Here is an 18,774-nt window from a genome sequence, read left to right on the forward strand (position 1 = left end):
CGGAATGCCGTTTTTCCTTTTCGGGTATTTTCTGGAAGGAAAGAATGTCCATTAATAAACAATATGGTCATTTGCGAATCCTGTACGGAATGCCCAGCTGTTGTCTGTATCCACCCACTCCGAAAGTTGTCGTTACCTCCTCCACGAGGTATACGCCGTTCTTGGAAGGATTACGGTAGTCGATCAGTTCCACCTGTACGGCAGGAGACAGTCCGAAATCCCCGAATACTGTCACATTGCCGGTGATTCCGTTCAGATTGTAATTCCGAAAGTATTCCGTCGTCTCTTCTACAAGCCGGTCGGAATTGATTCCGACATGAGGTGACATATATGGTACGATGGTATATGTGGATAAATCCACCTTGGTCCTGGTCTTCGCTCCCGATGCCGTCGTGTTGCCAGTTACCTTGTGCGTCTTTTTTGAAATCTGCGTGGCATTGACCGTCTGAAACTCCTTGCTGCCCGGCATCTCCGGGTCGTATTCAGGATTCATGCGTACTGTCACCTCAAAGAATTTTTCATCCGTCCCGAGTGCCTTGCCCGTCACCGCCAAAAACTTCGGATCGGTCTTGACCACTTTCAGGTTGCTCTGCGCCACATGCTCGTTGAAGTATATCCTGTACGGTCCTGTCGATTCGTCCTCCGGGAATACCGGCTGAGCCTTGCTGGACGAATAAGGACGCCCGACGGCAATGGACGGCATGGCCCCGTCATCATCGGCATCGTATTTCAAAAAGCAGTAGACCTTGTACTTCGACCATTCGGAAAGGATATCCGCTACCGTGAAGTTGTCCGTGACCTTTACCTTGCCGATATGTATCTCAAACCGCTTCGTATCCGAGTGTATCCTGAAGCCGGTATCTTTCAGGATATTATACTTGCCTTCCAGCACCTCGTTCACCGTCGTCCCTTTCGCCGGGGTCTCGAAATGAGGTGCCTGTTTCAGTTTGAGTTTGTAGGCCATATTCTCACACTGGATTTCCAGCGTGCTGTCCGAATTGTATCCGGTAATGTATCCGTCGAACATATTTTTCAGCACGCCGTTGTAGCCCAGCTTGATATTGATGCGCTGTCCGACCTTGAATGTCGTCTCGTCAACCAGACGCTGCGCGCTGCGTTTCTCGATGATGACACCGTCCTGCATCACCTCCGTCGTTATCCTCGACACGTCCTTGCCCTCCAATGTCACGTTCCCGATAATCGTGGAGCGGCATACCGACCCTTTCGGGAATATCACTTTGGCCGTTCCGATCAGCTTCTTGTAACTCTCGTTGATTTCGAGCGACTGGACTTCCGTAATCTCCACGCCGTTCTGTATCCTCATCGGATTGGATGGGTCGGCATCCCCGATGGTGATGCGACAGCAGAGGATATCCATTGCAGCTATACCCATAAACGTGTCAGTTTAAGCAACGAGGCGGGGTCGATGACCTCCGTACCGAATTTAACATACTTGATCCACTTGTTCGTGTGCTTGATGGCCGTGTCCACCTTTTCCTGTTCCGCCAGTTTCAGTTCCACGGCTTCCGATGGCTCCACGGCGACACAGTTCAGCGAATACGGCTGCACGTTCCGGCAATCCGTAGGCTGTAAGGTATAGCCCTGTATAATCAACCGTGAAATGTTGAACTGGCGCAATACCGTGTTGTCGCAATCGATGACACCCTTGTATTGTACCAGCCTGATAAACTTGGACACTTCCGCCTCGGGATACACGTCCGGGTATTTGGAGGTGATCTTGCCGTTGATGGTAATCTCGAGGTCACCCCCGGATATATATTCCTTGCGGGTATAGTCCCGCCCCTGTACCCGGGTCAGCAGGATATTGTTCCGGCTGCTGACCTGTACCTGCGGTCCCAGGTCCACGAATGTCACCAGTCCATACCGGCTGTTCGGCAAAACCTTGCACTCGCTGTTGTCATAATACTTCCCCTCCTCTGATATGGACAGTTCCAGAAAATCCGCCACTGTCCGGCCGACGATGGAATCGATATGGTTTTTCTTCTGCGCCACCGCCTGCTGTTCCCTGATGAGCTGGTAGTACTGTCCGGTCTTGTTCGCAAGGCTGGACTGCGACTGTGTCTGAAGATATTTGTCCCGCACCTGCTGTTCCCAGTATTTGAGGTATCGGGGATAGGAACGTAGCAACCCGTAAGCCGTCTGCGAGGCAACCTGTATGGCTGCCCGTTTGAGCAGGTCATGGTGCCTGGAGAAGTAATGTACCTGCCCGTCCTGCAATTCGGCAAGCCCCATGCCCAACGCCAGACGCGTGGCGTTGCTGATGTATCCGCCAAGCGAACCGTGGTTGAGTATGCCTCCGCTCAACAAAGTCGAGGCCGCGATTTGTATCAGTCTTCCCATAATCCTTTCATTTTATGCGTTCCAGGAGGCATCGAAGTCATGCACGACATCGATGAGCGCCTGTGCCAGTTGTTCTTTCAGGTTCTGTATCTCTTCCGTCTGCCCCTCCTTCGACTTCATCAGGTCGATGGTCCTGACACTGAGCAGGCTCTCTATGTTCACGATGACCTGTTTAGGTGCCGCCGAGGACAACCGCCCCGTGCCGGAATAGTTGCCGCCGGCCCCTCCGTCATCCAGATGCGTGTTGGTAATCGGGTTGGCAGCAAACGGACGTGTATCGTTGGAATCCGGTTCGTTGCCGTACTGGTCGGGAGTGAAGCCCGCCACGCGGAGGATGTTCTCGGCTGCCTCCGCCGAACCTCCGAAAGTCTGCCGGAGCGATGAAAAGAACTTCACGAGTGTCGTATGTGCCAGCTTGCGATGCGCGATGTTGTCTATACGCTGCGCATCGGTGGCGTTCTGCCCCAGTGCCCGCTGTTTCCATAGCCCGTTTTCGTCCTGCTCGAATCCCCAGGCCCTGAACTGGTCAAAGTCGAACCCTCCCTTACGCATCAGCTCATGCGCATTGGCGGCACTCGATATGGCATTCCGATAAGCGGTGGCGGCACGCACAATCTCCGGAACGGTCTGCGTGTTCATGTACCGGGCATAGTCGTATGTGCGGGCGGCAACCGCTTCCGACCTGTCCCCGATATCATTCACATAGACGGCCTTGCCATCCTGCATACGCCACAAAGACTTGTCGAGATCCTTCTCCTGTTGCCCGAAACGCTCCTTTACCGTCTTGAGGAAAGCGTCCACTTCCAATACCGTACCCATCTTCCCGAACTCGGCGTACGCGGCATCGATACGTGTCTGGCTGTCGCGTTTGGCAAGGGTGACAAGCGCATCCCTTATGTCATCCTGACGGGCTTTGTCCATGTTATACACATGGTCTCGCGATACCATCCCCTCAGATGAAGCGATGGCAAATTCCCCCAAGAACCCGGCCCACCAGTTGGATGTGAAGGCTCCGATTTTATGTCCCGAAGCCTCTTCGATACTTTTGCCGGCAACGACCTCGTCCACGGCACGCTTTGTCTTGACAGCCATGTTATAGGTCTCGCTCAGGGAGGAGTAAAGTGCCTCTATGGACGGATAACGGTACTTGCGGTTCGATTCGATCTCTTCCAGTACGGCATCCTTCGCCTCCTTTATCTTCCAGGTCTTGTAAGCCACCCATCCCAAAGTCCCGACCAATGCGGCTATACCTGCCGTGGCGGCAACCGCGCCTGTACTGATGGCACTCAACGAGGCGGCAGCACCGGTCAGTCCGCTGCCGGTAGCCACCTGTGTGGCAAACAGCGACTGCAGGACTCCTTTGGCTCCGATGACACCGCCCCCGGCCATCAAGGCGCGGTTCATCGCTCCCCGTCCCGCCACGCCTGCGGACTGCATGGCCGACACGATGGCCCGCTTCTGGGCAAACGAAACCTTACCGATACCACCCGCCCCCAGCAGCCCCTGCACGGCACTGATTGATGTCGTGGCCGCAGACTGTTTGCCGATAAACCCCATGGCGATGCCGATATTCGTCAGGGCTCCCGCCACCTTGAACAGCCGGGTCGCGACAACGCCTGTAAAGACAAGCGGGTCTATCCAATGGAAATTGCGGGTCACCCATGCGCCGATATTGCCGATCACGGTGAAGATGTCCAACAAGGCATTCCCGATGGACACCAGGCCACGGGTAAATTCCGGAGCCTTGAACTTTGCCAGAAAAGTGCGGAGCACAGTGCGGATAGAGGGTTCCAACACCTCGTATGCCTGCATGAACCCTTCGGTCAGCTGGGAGGTCACCTGCGCCCACAATCCCTTGGTCGTATTCTGCTTTACCAATGCCAGTTCTGAGGAAACGCCCTGGGACCCCCGGTTATATGAAGTCAGTTCTCGTAGTTTGTCGTAGTTCTTCAGGAACATCATCGCCGCGTTACCGCCAATTTTCCCGAAGATTGCCTGGACATCCGCCATCGACGCGCCCTTCTTGTTCAATTCCTCGAAAATGTCCGCTATAGGACGGAGTTTCTCGACCTGCACCCCCTCGATGTCGCGCATTTCCGTGAACCGGATGCCCAGGCGGTCCAGAACTTCCTGTGCCTCCTTGGTAGGTTTGGCAAAACGTGTGGAAAGAGCACGCAACGAGGTTCCCGCCAGCGTTCCCTTCAGACCCATATTGCCCAAAAGACCGATGGCGGCACTGCTTTCCGTGAAGTCCACGCCCGCCATACGCAGGTAACCGGCAGCCATCTTGTATGACTCCGCCATCTCCACGATATTCACATTCGAGCGGGAAATGGTGGAGGAGATAATGTCCGCCACGCTGTCCATGCTGTCGTTATGGATATCATAACCGGCCATGATGTTCGTGGCCAGGTCGGCGATATACGACACGTCGTTGTCACCGATAAGTGCCAGGTTCGTGATCGGGCGGATGGACTTGTTGATTGTCTCGATATTCATGCCCGCCATCGACAGGTATTTGACGGCACCGGCAATCTCCACGGCTGTGTATTTCGTGTCGATGCCGATTTTACGGACATGACGGGCCATACTGTCAAAACGGGTCTCGAATGTCTTGAGGTCGCTGTCCGCCACACGGAGGATGGAATGTGCCGATTCCATGATGTTGGAATAGTCGATGGCCTTCGTCAGTTCCGAACGGATCAGGCTGTAACCCATATAGGCATTGAGCATCGAAGCGAACGGGAGGTTCCTGAGTGACGGCGCTTTCGAATACTGGATACGGTTGATGGCGGCACGGCGTTTACTGCGGTAGAGCGTACCGGCTGCAGTATGTTCCCGCTGCATGAGCCTGACGGACTGCATCGCATTGCGCTGTTCCTGCCGTCTTGCAGCCTGCTCGGCCTTTATACGTTCCGTTTCTGCCTTACGGCGTGCCTGTTCTGCCTGCCGGCGTATTTTCTCCGCAGCACGGGCGGCATTCTTGCACTCCCGTTCTTTAGCCCGCGCTTCATCGGCACGCCGCTTTTCCGCCGCGGCGGTTTCTGCCAGAGCCGCCTTACGGCGCTGGTCTGCGGTAAAGAGCTCCTCCGCGTGGACCAGTTTCTGGCGATGCAGCTGCTGTCCTGCATAAAGCCGTTCCATCAGTTTTTGCCGGGCCTTTTCGGGCATTACGAAGGCCTGCGGAGCATATGGCACCGGAACGGAAGGTGTGAGTCCTTCGGATGGTATGCCTCCCTGCATGTTGAAAGAAATGACAGAAGCACTTTTGATACGACCCAATAGGGAAAGTATCTGCTGCAACCTGTTTTCCGCCGTCCCGGTCTTGATTTGCAGTTCCCGGTCACGTTCCATGGAAACCAGGGCGGAGTTGATTTTCCCGATGGCTTTGGTAATGCGTTTCTGCGCGTCTGCCATCGTGCCAACGGACGAGGCGGCATTCTTTTCGATCTCCGCTTTGCGCATCTCGGCAGCCTTTTTCTCGTAAAGGCTTTTGGCGTTGGCCTTGATTTTCTTGCTGTCCAAAGCCTGACCGGCATTGATGGTCAGGCTGATGCCTTTGGAAAGCGTGGAAATATCCGTGAGTAACCCCTTGATACGTTCCAGCTTCTCTTCGCTTTTTTTCGTATCGATGGTCAGGCGGTAATCGAAATTACGTTTCTTGCCGTTCTTGGTGCGGAACACGCGGTCTATCTCGTCCATCATATTCTTGATGTTCGTGACGGCCGGAGTCAGGGACGCTTTCGCCTGTACCAGCTTGCCTACCGCCTCACCGAAGGCGATAACCTGCTTGGTGCCCTGAGAGGCATCCACGTTGATGGAGTAGTTGACCTGATAGTTCTGTTCCTGAGCCATGGTAATGGGTACTGCGTTAAAAGAATAGTCTTTCCGCAAGGGCGGAGATTATGAAACGAAGGCCGCCGCAAACCGGAAGCTTACGGCGGCAGGTCAAGGAGTCCTCTCCGGCAATGACATCGGAACGGGCATACGGCTGATGAGCATCTGCTCGTGCAGCCACAACGCCTCTTCGGAAAGCATCGCGAACTCCTCGTCGGAAATCGTGTCGAGGTTGACGCCGGGAAAGTAGTGGCGGACATAGATCATCCGCTGGCGGATGCGCTGCTCGTCGGTCACTACCCACCGGCTTATAAGTTTACCAGGACACTCTGGCGGGTGGTGATCAGCTCGGAAAGCTGTCCCATCAGACCGAACAGGAAGAGCGACTCGTCGTCCACGAGTTCCTTATCTCCGTCCACGAAGCAGTCGCGGGCCAACGTGCGCATGGCGATTACCTCGTCCTTTTTGGAAGCGGCCATGAATTTGCTGAACTGCGGAAAGCTCGGTTCGGACATGTAGGCCACATAAATCTCTTTCTCGCCGTTTGCGGTGTCTCCGAAAACGACCATCGGACAAATCTTGCGGAGTTTCTTCTCCTCTTTCAGTTTGAGGGCTTTTTCCTTGATCTTGATCTCCTGTTCCAATGAAAGCATTTTTTCGTCCATATCGAATTTGTTTTGATTCACCGAAAGAGTAGGACAAAGAATCGTGGAAAGGTTGAAGACACGGTTCTTATTCACTTGTAATCCATATGTTATACAAAAAACTTCTTTGCTCCTGATATTCCCAGATCAGTCTTTAAAGGAAATTTCGCTGAATATATTTCATATATTTCTTTGATATATAGTATATAATCGTTAATTTTGCATATTCTCAAACATAAATGATTATGTGCAAAATAGATGATTTTATAGATGTGACAAGCCGGTACATCGCTGAATTGCTTGATTTGAGGGCGGACATCAGGCCGGTCGAAAAGGATGTCTTGCATACATTCCCAGCCAATATTACTGCCGGTTATACATTTTGTACGGCTAACTTGTTGGGGCATGACGTAGTTCTTCTGTATAGTGCAGACAGTTCTGCATATACTCCGGGGCAGATGCGGAAACAAAAAGAACTGGTTGAGCGAAAAGCCCAATGCCCGGTAATATTTGTATTGCGTACAGTGGCGGCCTATAATGTACGGCGTCTTGTCAGACATCGTGTAAATTTCATCATACCGCAAAAGCAAATGTTCATACCGGATTTGTTGATAGATTTGAAACCGCATAAAAATAATATCGGGGGCGGTGAAGAAACGCAGATTCCTGCAATTGCCCAATGCATAATCCTTTATCATCTTGAAGTAAAGTCTCTCGAAGGGAAAGGAACTTATGATATTGCAGATCTTTTCAACGTGTCGTATGCCAATGTAAACCGGGCGGTCAGATGGCTGAAAGATAAAGAAGTTATCGCTTTATCCGGCGGCAAGACAAAGAGTATGATATTTCAGTTCAAAAAGCGTGAATTATGGGACAGGATGTTGCCGTTCCTGGCGAACCCCATCGAGCGGATTGTATATACCGATAGTCTGCCTGATGAAGTATTTTGTATTAGTGGAGTAAATGCCTTGTCGGAATATTCAATGCTGAACAAGGAAAAAAATGACACTTATGCCATTGCAAAAGAAGAAGCTCGACGGTTGCAAATCCGGACAGACAAGGAATATGGCGAGACCCGCATAGAGATATGGCGTTACAATCCATGTTTTTTCTCAAAAAACGGCATTGTAGACAAATTGTCTTTATTTCTGGCCATGAAGGATATGGATGATGAACGCATTCAAATAGAATTGGAAACTATGATAAATAATATGATATGGTAAGAGGAATTGATAAATTCAGGGAGTTTTTCACCGGATATGAAGGAAACTATGTCATCATAGGTGGTACTGCCTGTGAAATGCATGAAGAAATATATGCACAAACTCCAAGGGCGACCAAGGACATAGACATTATACTGATTGTGGAGGCGCTGTCTTCGGATTTTGCTGCAAAATTCTGGGAGTTTGTAAAAACCGCAGGGTACAGACAAAGGAATAAGGGAACCGGGAACGGGGAATGCAGGCATGAATATTACAGGTTCAAGGAACCGGGAAATCCGGATTTCCCGTATCAGATAGAACTCTTTTCACGAAATATCGGGGTTGTCAAATTCCCGGACGATGCCCACATTACCCCCATTCCGGTTGATGATGACCTGTCAAGTCTGTCAGCCATTTTGATGGATGATGACTATTATAATTATACCATTGAACACAGCACGTTGGAGGAGGGCGTACATATTGCGAACATTGAAAGTCTTATCTGTCTGAAATGCAGGGCCTATTTAGAAATGACCGAGCGGAAAAGCAATGGAGAACAAGTGGACAGCAAACATATCGTCAAGCACAAGAAAGATGTATTCCGGCTGGTTGCCATGCTTGCTCCTGCCGACACCTACGAAGTTCCTGATTCGCTTAAACAAGATGTTGACAGGTTTTGCCTGGCTGTCAAAGAAGAAGTGCCAAACTCTGATTTTTTCAAATCGGCAGGACTTAAAAGCATTTCCGGAGAACAGTTATTGGAACAACTTGAAGCCAATTTCATAACACAACAATGAGAATCCAATACGCATCCGACCTGCATCTCGAGTTTCGGGAGAACAGCAGTTTTTTGAAGCACAACCCGCTGGCTGTTGCCGGAGAAGTGCTTGTCCTTGCCGGAGATATAGGATATATCGGAGATGAGAACTACTCCAGACATCCGTTCTGGGACTGGGCTTCCGGAAATTACAGCCGGGTCATCGTGGTTCCCGGAAACCACGAGTTTTACAAGATGTTCGACATAGACAAGCTGTATAACGGCTGGTCGCTCAAAATCAGGGAAAACATCACCTGCCACTATAATGCCGTTATCCCATTGGGTAACGATATAGAATTGATCGCTACCACACTGTGGTCACATATCCTGTTGCAGGATGCCTATGAAACTGAGGCAGCCATCACAGATTTCCGCAGGATGCGTTACGGCAGCGAACCGCTGGACTGGACAAGGTTCAATGACGAACATTCGCGCTGTTTCCGTTTTCTGGAACAGAGCGTAAAACAAAGTACTGCCAGACATCTCATTGTCGCCACTCATCATGTACCGTCATTCGAACTGATGGCGCCGGAGTTCAAGGGCAGTCCGCTCAATGGGGCATTTACCGTGGAGCTTGGCGGTTTCATTGCAGACAGCCCGATTGAATACTGGATATATGGCCACTCGCACCGCAATATCAATAAGGTCATCGGAAACACCCGGTGCATATGCAACCAGTTGGGCTATGTGTTCAGTAACGAGCATACGTCATTCGATAAGGAAGCGCATATTTCGATTTAAGTCTGCCATACATAAATCCCGTCTGTCAGCCAAGGTCAATATCCGGCAAACAGACGGGTTATTATGTAACAAATTTATGGTTGACTATTGAAGTCGTGGCTTCACCAACTTCCCGTCGATACCGCATGTTTCCAGAACCGCGGTATTTTCTTTGTTGAAGGCGATCAGGCATGACGGCGCTCCGGCCGTACCACCCTGTTCCCCCGTAACATGGTAAAAACTGAGCCGTCCCTTGATAAAGAGTATTGAATCGGCGTTTGGGAATATCAGTTCGTGGAACAGGCGCGTGTCCGTGCGGGCAAAAGTGAGCGCGACGGCATTCCTGTGTTCGACACACCTGCGGATAAACCGGACAATCAGTGCAGTGTCATAGGGAGGATTGCAGAACACACGTCCGAACCAGGGTTGTTGCAGGCCGTCATCCTCAATGGTATAGTGATGTCGCGCCGTATCCCATGGGCGGTTTACGGGCGAACACGGATCCAAATCGAACGGCCCCAGCCTCCGAAGCAGGCAGGGAGGCGTGAGCCATTCGTTCTTTCCGGTAGAAGATTTCCCCTCGAAAGTTACATCCATGACAGCTTAGATTGTATCACCCGAGCCGATTTGGATATCGAACGGGTTGAGATCGAATTCATGGGTGATATTGGTATCATCCTGCTGTGACTCGAGACAATCCTCCGTGAAGATGCAACCTTTGAGCGTTACGGTCGTCGTTGTCCAGTCCTCGCCGGCCATCGGGTTGGCAAAGCTGATAATCAGGTCGAACTCGCCGATTTCGAGCAGCGAGCCGTACACCGAACGCAACAGCTGTTGCGTGGCATAGTCCATCGTGATGCTCGCCGTATAGGTAATGTTCCCGAACCCCCTCGACACCGGCCGTCCTCCCATGCCGTAGTTACTTTCGACCTTGCGCTTCTTCGACCATTTGATGGCCGACACGCCTTCAAGGGTCGTGGAACCTTCATCGATTCCCAGGGCGGTCGATGACAGGGTTATCATCGACCACGAGTATGCTACATTGTTGATTATTGCCATATGCTATGTCTTATTTGCGGTTAATGACAGTCCTTCCTCTACATAAATCTTCACGGCCACGCCCACCGGGACAAGGACATAGGAGATGCGCAGCGTGTCGTCCACCAACACGTTCTGGTTCGGGTCGATAGTGACGGCGTATCCTGAAATTTCCTGCGCCGCCTGCATCTTGGCCAGTATATCCCCGATGAGTGTCTTGAAAGCTGTAATCTTCGACGGGGCGAGGAACCCGGTTGAAGGATTGACCATCAGCGGTGAGTTCACATACGGCAGCAGGGCTGCACGCACGGCACGGCGGCTCTTGTTGATGGTGCGGTTCCGGGCAATGGTACGGAAATCCCCATGTGAGCATGTCTGGTCTTTCGAGATGTAGATCCCGTTCTCGCGGCCGGCATACTTGATGGGAAAAATATACCCCTTATCGTCGAGTTCGTCCAGCAGTGACGGGGAGAGTGACTCGTACCGGTTCAGGCTGAGGAAGTTCTCCTCTGCCTCGTCGAGGTTGATGTCCCCGAACCCCAACTCTATTTCCTGGAAATCGTCCGCGAAGAGATTGAACTGCTTGACCCATGCGATGGATTCGTGCACGTTGGCCTTTGCTATGGCTCCCATAACCGCTCCCAAAAATCCCACGGGCGTATGGTTCCTGTTGCACATCTGCATCGTGGAGATCTTTTCGTGATGCGCCTGGCCGAATATACAGCTGATACGGCTTGATTCACAGATGCATGAAGGTATTTTATTCAGGTCAATCTGACGCCCCTCAGTCGTATCCGCCCCCGTATTGGAAGGATTGGCGGAAAGGATGAGCGAGAGCGGCTGGTTCTGCTCCGCAAGCCCCACGGCCACGTCGTTGAGCCCCTTTACCAGATTGAGGTTGTATTGTTCCGATGCGCCGTTCGCTTTCCACAGCGGCTGTTCCGTCCATATGCCTATCTGGTTGATCATACCCCCGGCAGCACGCTGCATGATTTCCAGCGCATCCCAGTTCGCCGAACAGTCCGCGAACATCACGTAGAGTTTTCCTGAACCGCCCGGATTGCCGGACATGCGGAAAAATTCACGGATATGGTATGCCGGGATGCCGTGCAGGAAATTGACATTCATCTCCTCCTCGTCGGTTGCCTCCACACGTTCGATGATACCGAAGTCGTTCACGGCGGACTTGAACGAGGTGATGTAGCAGACATCGCCAGGCTTGAGCCTGGTCTCATTGGTTTTACCATACCCCTCCGTGAAAAGCGTCGGCTGGAGGGACACGTCGAACAGCAGTCCCGTCACCTTCTCGCCCGACGAGCCGGTATCGTAAGGAATATTGCCGTCCACATCCTTGATAAATACATTACCGAGTGCCATTATGATTTCTTTTTAAGTTCGTTGTAGAAAGGATTCCTGTAGAGTACGGCCTTGCCCCTGATGGCGGCCGCCGTGTCCGGCGCATAGGTTCCTCCGTGCGTGTCGATGTACAGCGACGGATATGCCGGGAACTTTTTCAACAGGGACAGGATGTGAGGCTCTGTCGTCTCCTCCGACCCTGCATTCCCTTTCCCCGCGGTCTTGGCCGGCAGCCTGTCTTCAGTCTCGCCGCCTGTCCCGAGGTTTTCCGATGCCGTTTCCGGAACGGGCACCGCCTGAGCCTCCGGTGCAGGAATATTATTGTTGTCTGTCTGCGGAGTTTCCTCCGTGTTGATTTTCTTTGCCATAACAGTAGAATGAAAATGGGGAACGGGGCCTTGCCTCCGCTCCCCGGGTGGATATTGAGAATGAAGAAAGGTGTGTTATTCGCTCTTCTTGTAGGCGGTATGGACCACGATCTCCGCCGGGCGGACGATGTTCACGTCCATTTTCATGCGCATCTGGAAAAAGAACAGCTCGGAGTTGGCCTGCAGACGGTCGATTTTCAGGATGTCCGTGTCGTTCGCGTAATCCACCCCATCCACAGGTTGGAGTCCATGCCGGTGGAGAACTCGCCGAGCACCATCGTGTGTTCGGGGATTCCCACGACCGGGACGATGCGCTTGCCCTTGAAGCGATAGCGGTTGACCTCGGTATTCTCGGAATACTTGACCTGCTTGTCCGAGATATATTGGTCATACGCGTCCCAGGCGTCCCATCCGACCACAAAGGTCAGAGATGTCTTCTTTCGGATCTGCTTCGGACATTTCCTCCACATCGCATAGAGCGCCGCCTCCACCGCGGCCCCGTCCGTCAGCTCGGTCGTTCCCGAAATGATGCACTGCCCTCCGGCAACCACCTCGGCATCGGAGGAGTTCACATTGTCGAGGATCCGTTTGATGACCCCGTCAAAATATTTCTCCTTGTTGGCTCCGATTTTCGTGCAGCCTTCCGGTGCGGTAATCTTGGCCACCGTCTCTCCTCCGCGGGCGGAAGTCCAGATGGCGTTTCCGATATACTCGTTTTTCTTGTCCATAAGGAGACGGAGCATCGTCGCCTGGATTTTCGGGTCGAGCTCGCGGAACACGAGATTGCCTTCCGGCTGCGCGAAACGCCAGTACTTCTCGTAGTCCCTCGGGTTAAACTCGAGATAGACCATAAAATCGGACGGCTCAAGATGGCGTTCGGTGAACTGGTACTCGTTCGTGCCGTCATCGCCCTTGGCTCCGTGGATGGGTTGTGGGGTCGGCACGTTGTCCTGGATAATGTTGCCCAGCTTGATGGCAGGAAGCGTATAGCGGTGCTGGATGCCCGTCTTGATATGAATCAGTCCCTCGCGGACCGTATCATTGCCCTGCACGGTATAGGTCAGCAAGTCCTCAAGTACTTCGCCGCTATACCCGTTTTGAAGAAAGTTTACTGTATCAGCCATTGTCGTTTTAAGTTTTCCGTTGAAGAATGAAACTCGGCCGACTGGCGGATACCTGCTGTTTCCGCGCGAGACACTGCGGTCTCCGGCATGTCAGTTAAAATCGGGCGGACGCCCGCGGATAGTCTGTCAGAGCTTTCGGAACTTGAAATCCGCACCGACCACTTCCGCCACCTTCTCGGCCATCAGCTGTTCGGCGGTCTTTGTCGCTTCCGCCGTGGCCTGGATGTTGGCAGGGTCATCGGCGATTTCCTTCGAGATTTTCTCCCGCGCGGGAATGGAAGCCAGCGTGCTTTCCGCCAACTCGAAGTTGGAACCGGCCATCTCCACCCACTGCGTTTTCGCCTCACGGTCAATCTTGCCTTCTGCAATGGCATTCTCCACCAATGTCTCGATACGGGAAGCCTGCTCGTCCTTCTCTTTCTGCTCGTAGGCGGAAAGGCGTGCCGTCGCTGCGGCCAGGTCTGTCTGCAAGTTCCGGATGGAGGCGTCTTTTCCGGCGATGACGGTCTGCGCGTCGCTCAGTGATTTCTGTATTTCTCTGTATTTGGGTTCCATCGCGGCCAGTTCAGAGATACGTGCCATCACGTCCTTGACCTCACCGTCCTTCATGCCCAGCGAGGCTGCAATCGCCCCGTACTCAAAGCCTTGTGTCTTGTTTTCGTTTGCCATATCGTTTTCCGTTTCTGTAAGAGTAGGTTCAATGCCTTTGAAAGGTTTATTTCCCGCGCTGACACGGCTCATCAGTTCCTGGATGGCGGCCGTATCGGTCAATCCTTCTATCTCGTCATGCACTTTACGGCAAAGCTGCTTCGAGGTATGGATGACATGCTCCGCAGGTATGATGCCGGCCTTGACGGCAGCCTGTGCGTCGAAATAGGTCCCGTCCTTTCCTGCCTGTCCGTCCATGATGGCCCGCACATGCTCCGCTTTCAGGCCGAACCGTTTCCGGTAAATCGTCTCGATCTGTTTGGTAAAAGCCGTTACCATGTCCGACGGTTCCCCTCCGTCATCGTCCGGCAACATCGGGTTATGAATCATCAGTATGGCATAATCACGCATGAGAGAACGCTTGCCCGCCGCCCAGATGATGGAGGCCATCGATGCCGCGACCCCTTCGATGATACATTCCGTATCCACCGTGGCATTGGCGATGGTGGAATAGGTGGACATGCCGTAAAGGACACTGCCGCCCTCCGAGTTGATCAACACGCGGATACAGGAGGGACGGATGATATTTTCCAAAAAGTCGAACTCGTCATTGAAACGTGAGGTCGTCTCTTCCGTCACGCGACCGAAGAAACGGATAACAGCCGGCTGGCCTGCCTTCGCCTCTCCGACGACATATTGAAGTGTGTTCATATCCATATGCAAGGGTTATTTGAACAAGAGTAGGCGGTGGAAAAAGAAAAGGTTTTGCACTGCTATTTATGGAAGTGGAAATATGAGAATCCATCCATTTATGGAAATGCGATTATCTTTACAGTATAATAGATTGTTCAAATTACAGACCGGTTGCAACTATTTGTATCAAGACCGGCATGCTGAACATTCTAAATTCAGCAAGTACAGAAAATGTATCATGAGTCTTGTATTATCTGCTGATTCATGTCTGTTTATACGCAGTGCGGATAAATCTCCTGCATGGATTTCAATTTTCCGATCCGGTATCCGAAAAACCAGATACTTCGTCATGTTCCGGACGCGGATGGAAGCCGTGTCCGCCGCTGTCATGTTGCGGCGCATCGCTGTGTTGGGTGAACGGGGGCATGACCACATACCTTTTTACCCAGTCCCTGTATTTCCACGCGGAAGATTCCCTGAACCATACCTCGTAGTCTATCCAGTACGCCTGCAACATATTGGTTGAAAGCGGCATGTCGAAATAGGTCAGGTTGCACCGCTCGCTCAGCGCCGGCTCATGGTTCTTGGCATCCTGTATGGCTACATTGAGCCGCTGGAAGACCAGAAACGCCTCGCATTCCTTGTCTTCGTCCGCATTGTTGAGCGTATTCAAGATAAACCGCACGCGCATGGTGGCGCGTCCCTCACCGATACGCTGTTGCTGTACCAGGTACCTCACGTTGATAAAGTGGATGAACACGGCAGGGAACACAGTCTCATACTCCGTGTTATCGTCACGGACAATGCGGGCGAACTGGCCGTTGTCGATAGCGACGGTTTTGAACAGGGGCGGCGACAACGGGTCGTCCGGATTCTCCCGCAGGGTCAGGACAGCCCGCTTAACGGCCCGGTATATCTCCACGAAAGGGTTCGCGGAAACTTCTTCAGGCAGGCTCTCCGCCGGTGCCGACGGTTGTGCGGGCTGTGGTGCTGGGTGTTTGTCTTTTATCATAACGGCTGGTGTGGAAATCCTTTAAAAATCATATCTATGAAATGGGCGGCGATATAGTCGTCCGTCTTCGGTGAGAATCCGATGAACTGCCGGTGTACGGGACGGCGCGTGGAATACTGGTTTACCGTGTACAGCCCGAACTTCGGATCGGTATTGTGTATGGCGGCATAATGCCCGTAACGCTCCTTGCTGCGTCCCCGCTTGCCCTTGACTGGAAAGCTCTTTTCCGTAGTCCACATGCAATACCTGGCGCCTTTCCGGAAGATGCGCGTACGGTCCGAACGCCGTCCCACTATGTCTGTCCGGCCGGCTTCCGACTGTATGCTCCGGGCCAGAGTCCCCGTATCGTTCATGAGAGGATGGGTGAACCTCTTTCCCCATTTGGAGGTACGAGGCGCCCATTTGCTACCGTTGAATCCCCCCGAAGCGAATGAGGACACGAACTGCTGCCTGGTATAGTCACCGGCAGCAGTTGCGAAGTCGAATACGTTGAACTCCAGCCGGCTGGCCATGACGCGCGTACTGGTCCTGCTTACCCAGTGGCTGCAAAACTCATCAAGCGTTATCTTGGGCATAGGCGAACTTTCCTTTAATGCGTTTCACAATATCATTCATGTAACCCGGAAGCGGGACGGAGAAATAGCGGTGCGCATCGGAAAAGATACGCCCGCCGGTTGCCAGGCTCTCCCGGAAGACCGGATCCACCTTTTCCAGATAGTCTCCCTTATCCGGCAAAGCCGCCCGGACAGCGGCGAACCCCTCCGCGACCAGAAAGCAGCGGCATCCCCATTCGATCGGCGGTATCAGCTCCGGAGGAAACTCGGATTTGCGGAAGGAAATCCCTTCCAATGAAAGATGCCAGGCACGTACCCGTTCATCGCCTTGTGTCATGTAGGTAAGCACGGTATCCATATCCACCGCCATCCACCATGCGGCCATCGAGGCCGCGAAGAATACCTGGTTGTTCTCTTCCTCCGCATGGACGAGGTTATACCTGCGGCATATCTTTTCGTATGCTTCCATGTCCTGTTCATCCGCTGTCTCGGGCAGTTCCCCGAGCATGGCATACTCCTCTGCCGCGGCAAAATCCACCAGGTTGTCTATAGCTGCAATCAGGATGTCACGCTGCTGCCGTTCCCTCTCTGTTGTAAAGGAGTTGTGATTTTTCAGTATCTCCAATGCCCGGTCCATATCGATTCGCAGACCTGTCAGCGCACGGTCTATGAGGAAAGAGGCACGCAGGGTGATGATGTCCTCTATAATGTCGAGACGTTCCGCGCTGTTCTCCCAATAGAGGATCAGCCTGCGGAATGCATCGAAAATGACACGATACTCCTTTTCCGTATCGGATTCCGTGGTTGCAGATGCCCTGACAGCCCTGAACGGAGCGTTGTCCGGGAGCGGAAGACGGGCTTCTATTCCGCTCCCCGCAGAAAATTTCCGACCTTCGCCCCCCGGGGGCGTCCGTAACGCCGGAAATACTCCTCGTCCGACATGATGCCCCGGTCGTTGTGGCTGAGACCGGATGAGCCGCCTTCGGCTCCGAAACCTAATCCCGGGATAACATTGAGCTGCCGGCCCACATTGATACCGAACTCTTTCTCGATCTCATCGGCCGCCACTTCATATTTGTCCGTGATCAGCGAATAGAGCTTGATGCGGTCCTCGTTGCTCATCTCTATCCGGTTCGAATACCGGAACTCCAATCCTCCGGGGATATACCCGATAGCCACCAGGCGGGGGATTATCTCCTCGTTCATGACGTTTTCGATATACCGACGGTAGACTTCGATACGGTCGCGGAAAATGTCCTGGTGTGCTTTCGTGGAACCCACGTACGACTGCATCCCTCCGGCCATCGACTCGGAGCCGAGCACGAGGTTGGCAACTTCCTTGTTCACAAACTCGATAAGCCCGGTATATATCTTTTCCGAGTTGGACATGGTGAATGTCTTGATATCGACCTCGTCCTCAATGCCGGTAACCACCACCTTGTTCTGTGCCGCGTTGGCTATCTCGTTAGCCAGCCTCTTGCGGTCGGCGTTGCTCTCGCTGACCGTCTTTCCGTGGATAATCGGCTGTCCGTAAGTATGGGAAAAGTTCACATAGTTGGCCACCGTGAATTTCTTGGCCAGTATCAAAGGGGTCGTGGCGGAAAAAAGTCCCAAGTCGCCGGAGTTTACCAGTACATAACAACGGTAATATGCCGGGTCATGTAAATCCCAATGCGGCTCCCACAGTCCCTGCCGCTTCAGTACCGTTTTCTGGTCCGGCAACACATTACGCCGTTCGATGATGTTGACTTCCGCCAGCCTGCCCGTTCTGGGGTCAGTATGCGGCATGATTTCAAGCAGGGTGTACCCGTAGAGCTTGGATTCCACTATGCCCTTGATTATCTTGTCGAACTGCGAACCCTGTATCTTCAGGGAGTTCGCCACGTCCTTGATGTATTTTCCCTTTTCGTTTACACGGGCAAGCATATAGCGGTCGCCGAGAATCTGGCTTTCCAGTGTCTCGACAACGGAACGTATATGAGCGTCCTGTTGCAGGCAGGCTTCATACAGGTCAATGAGCCGGGCGCGGTCATCGAGAATATATCCCGAGCCGGTATCCTGACGGCATGAACGGTAGCGGTTGTTGCGCTCGATTTCGCGGACATACTCCTGAATTGTCTTTTTGGAGGTCTTAAAAATACTCTCCAAGAGTTCCCCGTTAAATGATTTGTCCGATGTAGCCATAATTTTTTTGTTTCTTGTTCAAAGAGTAGAGACAATCCTCAAGAGAGGTTTTTACGGCTAAAAGAATATATGGAGAACGGGACTCTTAATGCTTGATTTACAAACCGAAATATACAACTTAAACATATAGATATTTCGGTTTTATTTATGTTGTAAATATCTTATTATCAGTGATTAACAATTTATTAAAAGTGTAATTTATGTATATATTTATAG

General features: G+C 52.3%; 17 protein-coding genes and 1 pseudogene. 3 read left to right on the forward strand and 15 right to left on the reverse strand.

Annotated elements, in window-relative coordinates:
* Positions 1–67: 67 nt before the first annotated feature.
* From AB5062_RS04515 to AB5062_RS04535, 5 genes are all read right to left on the reverse strand, one after another.
* On the reverse strand, positions 68–1,393 hold the full coding sequence (locus tag AB5062_RS04515; protein ID WP_117974409.1) for a hypothetical protein: 1,326 nt from the start codon (positions 1,391–1,393) through the stop codon (positions 68–70).
* Entirely contained in the window at positions 1,384–2,361 is a 978-nt protein-coding gene (locus AB5062_RS04520) for a DUF6046 domain-containing protein (protein ID WP_004293595.1), read from the reverse strand. The genes AB5062_RS04515 and AB5062_RS04520 overlap by 10 nt, the downstream gene beginning before the upstream one ends.
* A gap of 12 nt (positions 2,362–2,373) precedes the next feature.
* Entirely contained in the window at positions 2,374–6,216 is a 3,843-nt protein-coding gene (locus AB5062_RS04525) for a phage tail tape measure protein (RefSeq protein ID WP_117974407.1), read from the reverse strand.
* Between the two features lie 93 nt (positions 6,217–6,309).
* A complete protein-coding gene (locus AB5062_RS04530; protein WP_004293597.1) occupies positions 6,310–6,495 on the reverse strand; it encodes a hypothetical protein in 186 nt (61 codons plus the stop codon).
* Between the two features lie 11 nt (positions 6,496–6,506).
* Entirely contained in the window at positions 6,507–6,863 is a 357-nt protein-coding gene (locus AB5062_RS04535) for a hypothetical protein (protein ID WP_008860783.1), read from the reverse strand.
* 224 nt (positions 6,864–7,087) lie between these two features.
* Here AB5062_RS04535 and AB5062_RS04540 point away from each other — a divergent pair, with 224 nt between their 5' ends.
* The 3 genes from AB5062_RS04540 to AB5062_RS04550 are packed head-to-tail and all read left to right on the forward strand — an operon-like array spanning position 7,088 to position 9,602.
* Positions 7,088–8,065 carry a hypothetical protein gene (locus AB5062_RS04540; protein ID WP_004303975.1) on the forward strand — a complete coding sequence of 326 codons (978 nt, stop codon included), beginning with the start codon at positions 7,088–7,090 and terminating at the stop codon, positions 8,063–8,065.
* Positions 8,059–8,841, forward strand: coding sequence for a hypothetical protein (locus AB5062_RS04545; RefSeq protein WP_004293600.1), 783 nt, complete (start codon positions 8,059–8,061; stop codon positions 8,839–8,841). The genes AB5062_RS04540 and AB5062_RS04545 overlap by 7 nt, the downstream gene beginning before the upstream one ends.
* Positions 8,838–9,602: a metallophosphoesterase gene (locus tag AB5062_RS04550; protein ID WP_004293601.1), complete on the forward strand. Its 765-nt coding sequence runs from the start codon at positions 8,838–8,840 to the stop codon at positions 9,600–9,602. Before AB5062_RS04545 ends, AB5062_RS04550 begins: the two co-directional genes overlap by 4 nt.
* An 84-nt stretch (positions 9,603–9,686) precedes the next feature.
* Here the strand turns inward: AB5062_RS04550 and AB5062_RS04555 are convergent, their stop codons facing one another.
* The 10 genes and pseudogenes from AB5062_RS04555 to AB5062_RS04600 all read right to left on the reverse strand — a co-directional run bounded on the left by AB5062_RS04555 (position 9,687) and on the right by AB5062_RS04600 (position 18,558).
* Positions 9,687–10,178, reverse strand: a complete 492-nt coding sequence (locus AB5062_RS04555) for a DNA N-6-adenine-methyltransferase (RefSeq protein WP_004293602.1) — start codon at positions 10,176–10,178, stop codon at positions 9,687–9,689.
* A 6-nt stretch (positions 10,179–10,184) separates the two neighbouring features.
* Positions 10,185–10,640, reverse strand: coding sequence for a hypothetical protein (locus tag AB5062_RS04560; protein ID WP_004293603.1), 456 nt, complete (start codon positions 10,638–10,640; stop codon positions 10,185–10,187).
* Positions 10,641–10,643: 3 nt separating this feature from the next.
* Positions 10,644–11,996 (reverse strand): DUF2586 family protein, encoded by a 1,353-nt coding sequence (locus AB5062_RS04565; RefSeq protein WP_004303973.1) that lies wholly within the window; start codon positions 11,994–11,996, stop codon positions 10,644–10,646.
* Positions 11,996–12,343 carry a hypothetical protein gene (locus AB5062_RS04570; protein ID WP_004293605.1) on the reverse strand — a complete coding sequence of 116 codons (348 nt, stop codon included), beginning with the start codon at positions 12,341–12,343 and terminating at the stop codon, positions 11,996–11,998. Before AB5062_RS04570 ends, AB5062_RS04565 begins: the two co-directional genes overlap by 1 nt.
* 75 nt (positions 12,344–12,418) lie before the next feature.
* Positions 12,419–13,467: pseudogene (locus AB5062_RS04575) on the reverse strand (hypothetical protein).
* Between the two features lie 126 nt (positions 13,468–13,593).
* The gene (locus AB5062_RS04580; RefSeq protein WP_004293607.1) at positions 13,594–14,832 is read right to left on the reverse strand and encodes an ATP-dependent Clp protease proteolytic subunit; all 1,239 of its coding nucleotides are present in this window, start codon (positions 14,830–14,832) and stop codon (positions 13,594–13,596) included.
* Positions 14,833–15,115: 283 nt separating this feature from the next.
* A complete protein-coding gene (locus AB5062_RS04585) occupies positions 15,116–15,820 on the reverse strand; it encodes a hypothetical protein (RefSeq protein WP_004293608.1) in 705 nt (234 codons plus the stop codon).
* Positions 15,817–16,395, reverse strand: coding sequence for a hypothetical protein (locus AB5062_RS04590; RefSeq protein WP_008860784.1), 579 nt, complete (start codon positions 16,393–16,395; stop codon positions 15,817–15,819). The genes AB5062_RS04585 and AB5062_RS04590 overlap by 4 nt, the downstream gene beginning before the upstream one ends.
* Complete coding sequence (locus tag AB5062_RS04595) at positions 16,376–17,011, reverse strand: phage minor head protein (RefSeq protein WP_008142943.1); 636 nt, start codon at positions 17,009–17,011, stop codon at positions 16,376–16,378. The genes AB5062_RS04590 and AB5062_RS04595 overlap by 20 nt, the downstream gene beginning before the upstream one ends.
* Before the next feature lie 224 nt (positions 17,012–17,235).
* Positions 17,236–18,558: a DUF935 family protein gene (locus AB5062_RS04600; protein WP_008142945.1), complete on the reverse strand. Its 1,323-nt coding sequence runs from the start codon at positions 18,556–18,558 to the stop codon at positions 17,236–17,238.
* Between the last annotated feature and the right edge of the window lie 216 nt (positions 18,559–18,774).

Source organism: Phocaeicola sp. RTP21359st1_B8_RTP21360_211022, assembly GCF_040911965.1.
GTDB lineage: Bacteria > Bacteroidota > Bacteroidia > Bacteroidales > Bacteroidaceae > Phocaeicola > Phocaeicola vulgatus.

Coding starts and splice junctions, on each gene's coding strand:
- AB5062_RS04515 (WP_117974409.1), bottom strand. CDS start 1,393: ATGGGTATAGCTGCAATGGATATCCTCTGCTGTCGCATCACCATCGGG.
- AB5062_RS04520 (WP_004293595.1), bottom strand. CDS start 2,361: ATGGGAAGACTGATACAAATCGCGGCCTCGACTTTGTTGAGCGGAGGC.
- AB5062_RS04525 (WP_117974407.1), bottom strand. CDS start 6,216: ATGGCTCAGGAACAGAACTATCAGGTCAACTACTCCATCAACGTGGAT.
- AB5062_RS04535 (WP_008860783.1), bottom strand. CDS start 6,863: ATGGACGAAAAAATGCTTTCATTGGAACAGGAGATCAAGATCAAGGAA.
- AB5062_RS04540 (WP_004303975.1), top strand. CDS start 7,088: ATGTGCAAAATAGATGATTTTATAGATGTGACAAGCCGGTACATCGCT.
- AB5062_RS04545 (WP_004293600.1), top strand. CDS start 8,059: ATGGTAAGAGGAATTGATAAATTCAGGGAGTTTTTCACCGGATATGAA.
- AB5062_RS04550 (WP_004293601.1), top strand. CDS start 8,838: ATGAGAATCCAATACGCATCCGACCTGCATCTCGAGTTTCGGGAGAAC.
- AB5062_RS04555 (WP_004293602.1), bottom strand. CDS start 10,178: ATGGATGTAACTTTCGAGGGGAAATCTTCTACCGGAAAGAACGAATGG.
- AB5062_RS04560 (WP_004293603.1), bottom strand. CDS start 10,640: ATGGCAATAATCAACAATGTAGCATACTCGTGGTCGATGATAACCCTG.
- AB5062_RS04565 (WP_004303973.1), bottom strand. CDS start 11,996: ATGGCACTCGGTAATGTATTTATCAAGGATGTGGACGGCAATATTCCT.
- AB5062_RS04570 (WP_004293605.1), bottom strand. CDS start 12,343: ATGGCAAAGAAAATCAACACGGAGGAAACTCCGCAGACAGACAACAAT.
- AB5062_RS04580 (WP_004293607.1), bottom strand. CDS start 14,832: ATGGATATGAACACACTTCAATATGTCGTCGGAGAGGCGAAGGCAGGC.
- AB5062_RS04585 (WP_004293608.1), bottom strand. CDS start 15,820: ATGATAAAAGACAAACACCCAGCACCACAGCCCGCACAACCGTCGGCA.
- AB5062_RS04590 (WP_008860784.1), bottom strand. CDS start 16,395: ATGCCCAAGATAACGCTTGATGAGTTTTGCAGCCACTGGGTAAGCAGG.
- AB5062_RS04595 (WP_008142943.1), bottom strand. CDS start 17,011: ATGGACCGGGCATTGGAGATACTGAAAAATCACAACTCCTTTACAACA.
- AB5062_RS04600 (WP_008142945.1), bottom strand. CDS start 18,558: ATGGCTACATCGGACAAATCATTTAACGGGGAACTCTTGGAGAGTATT.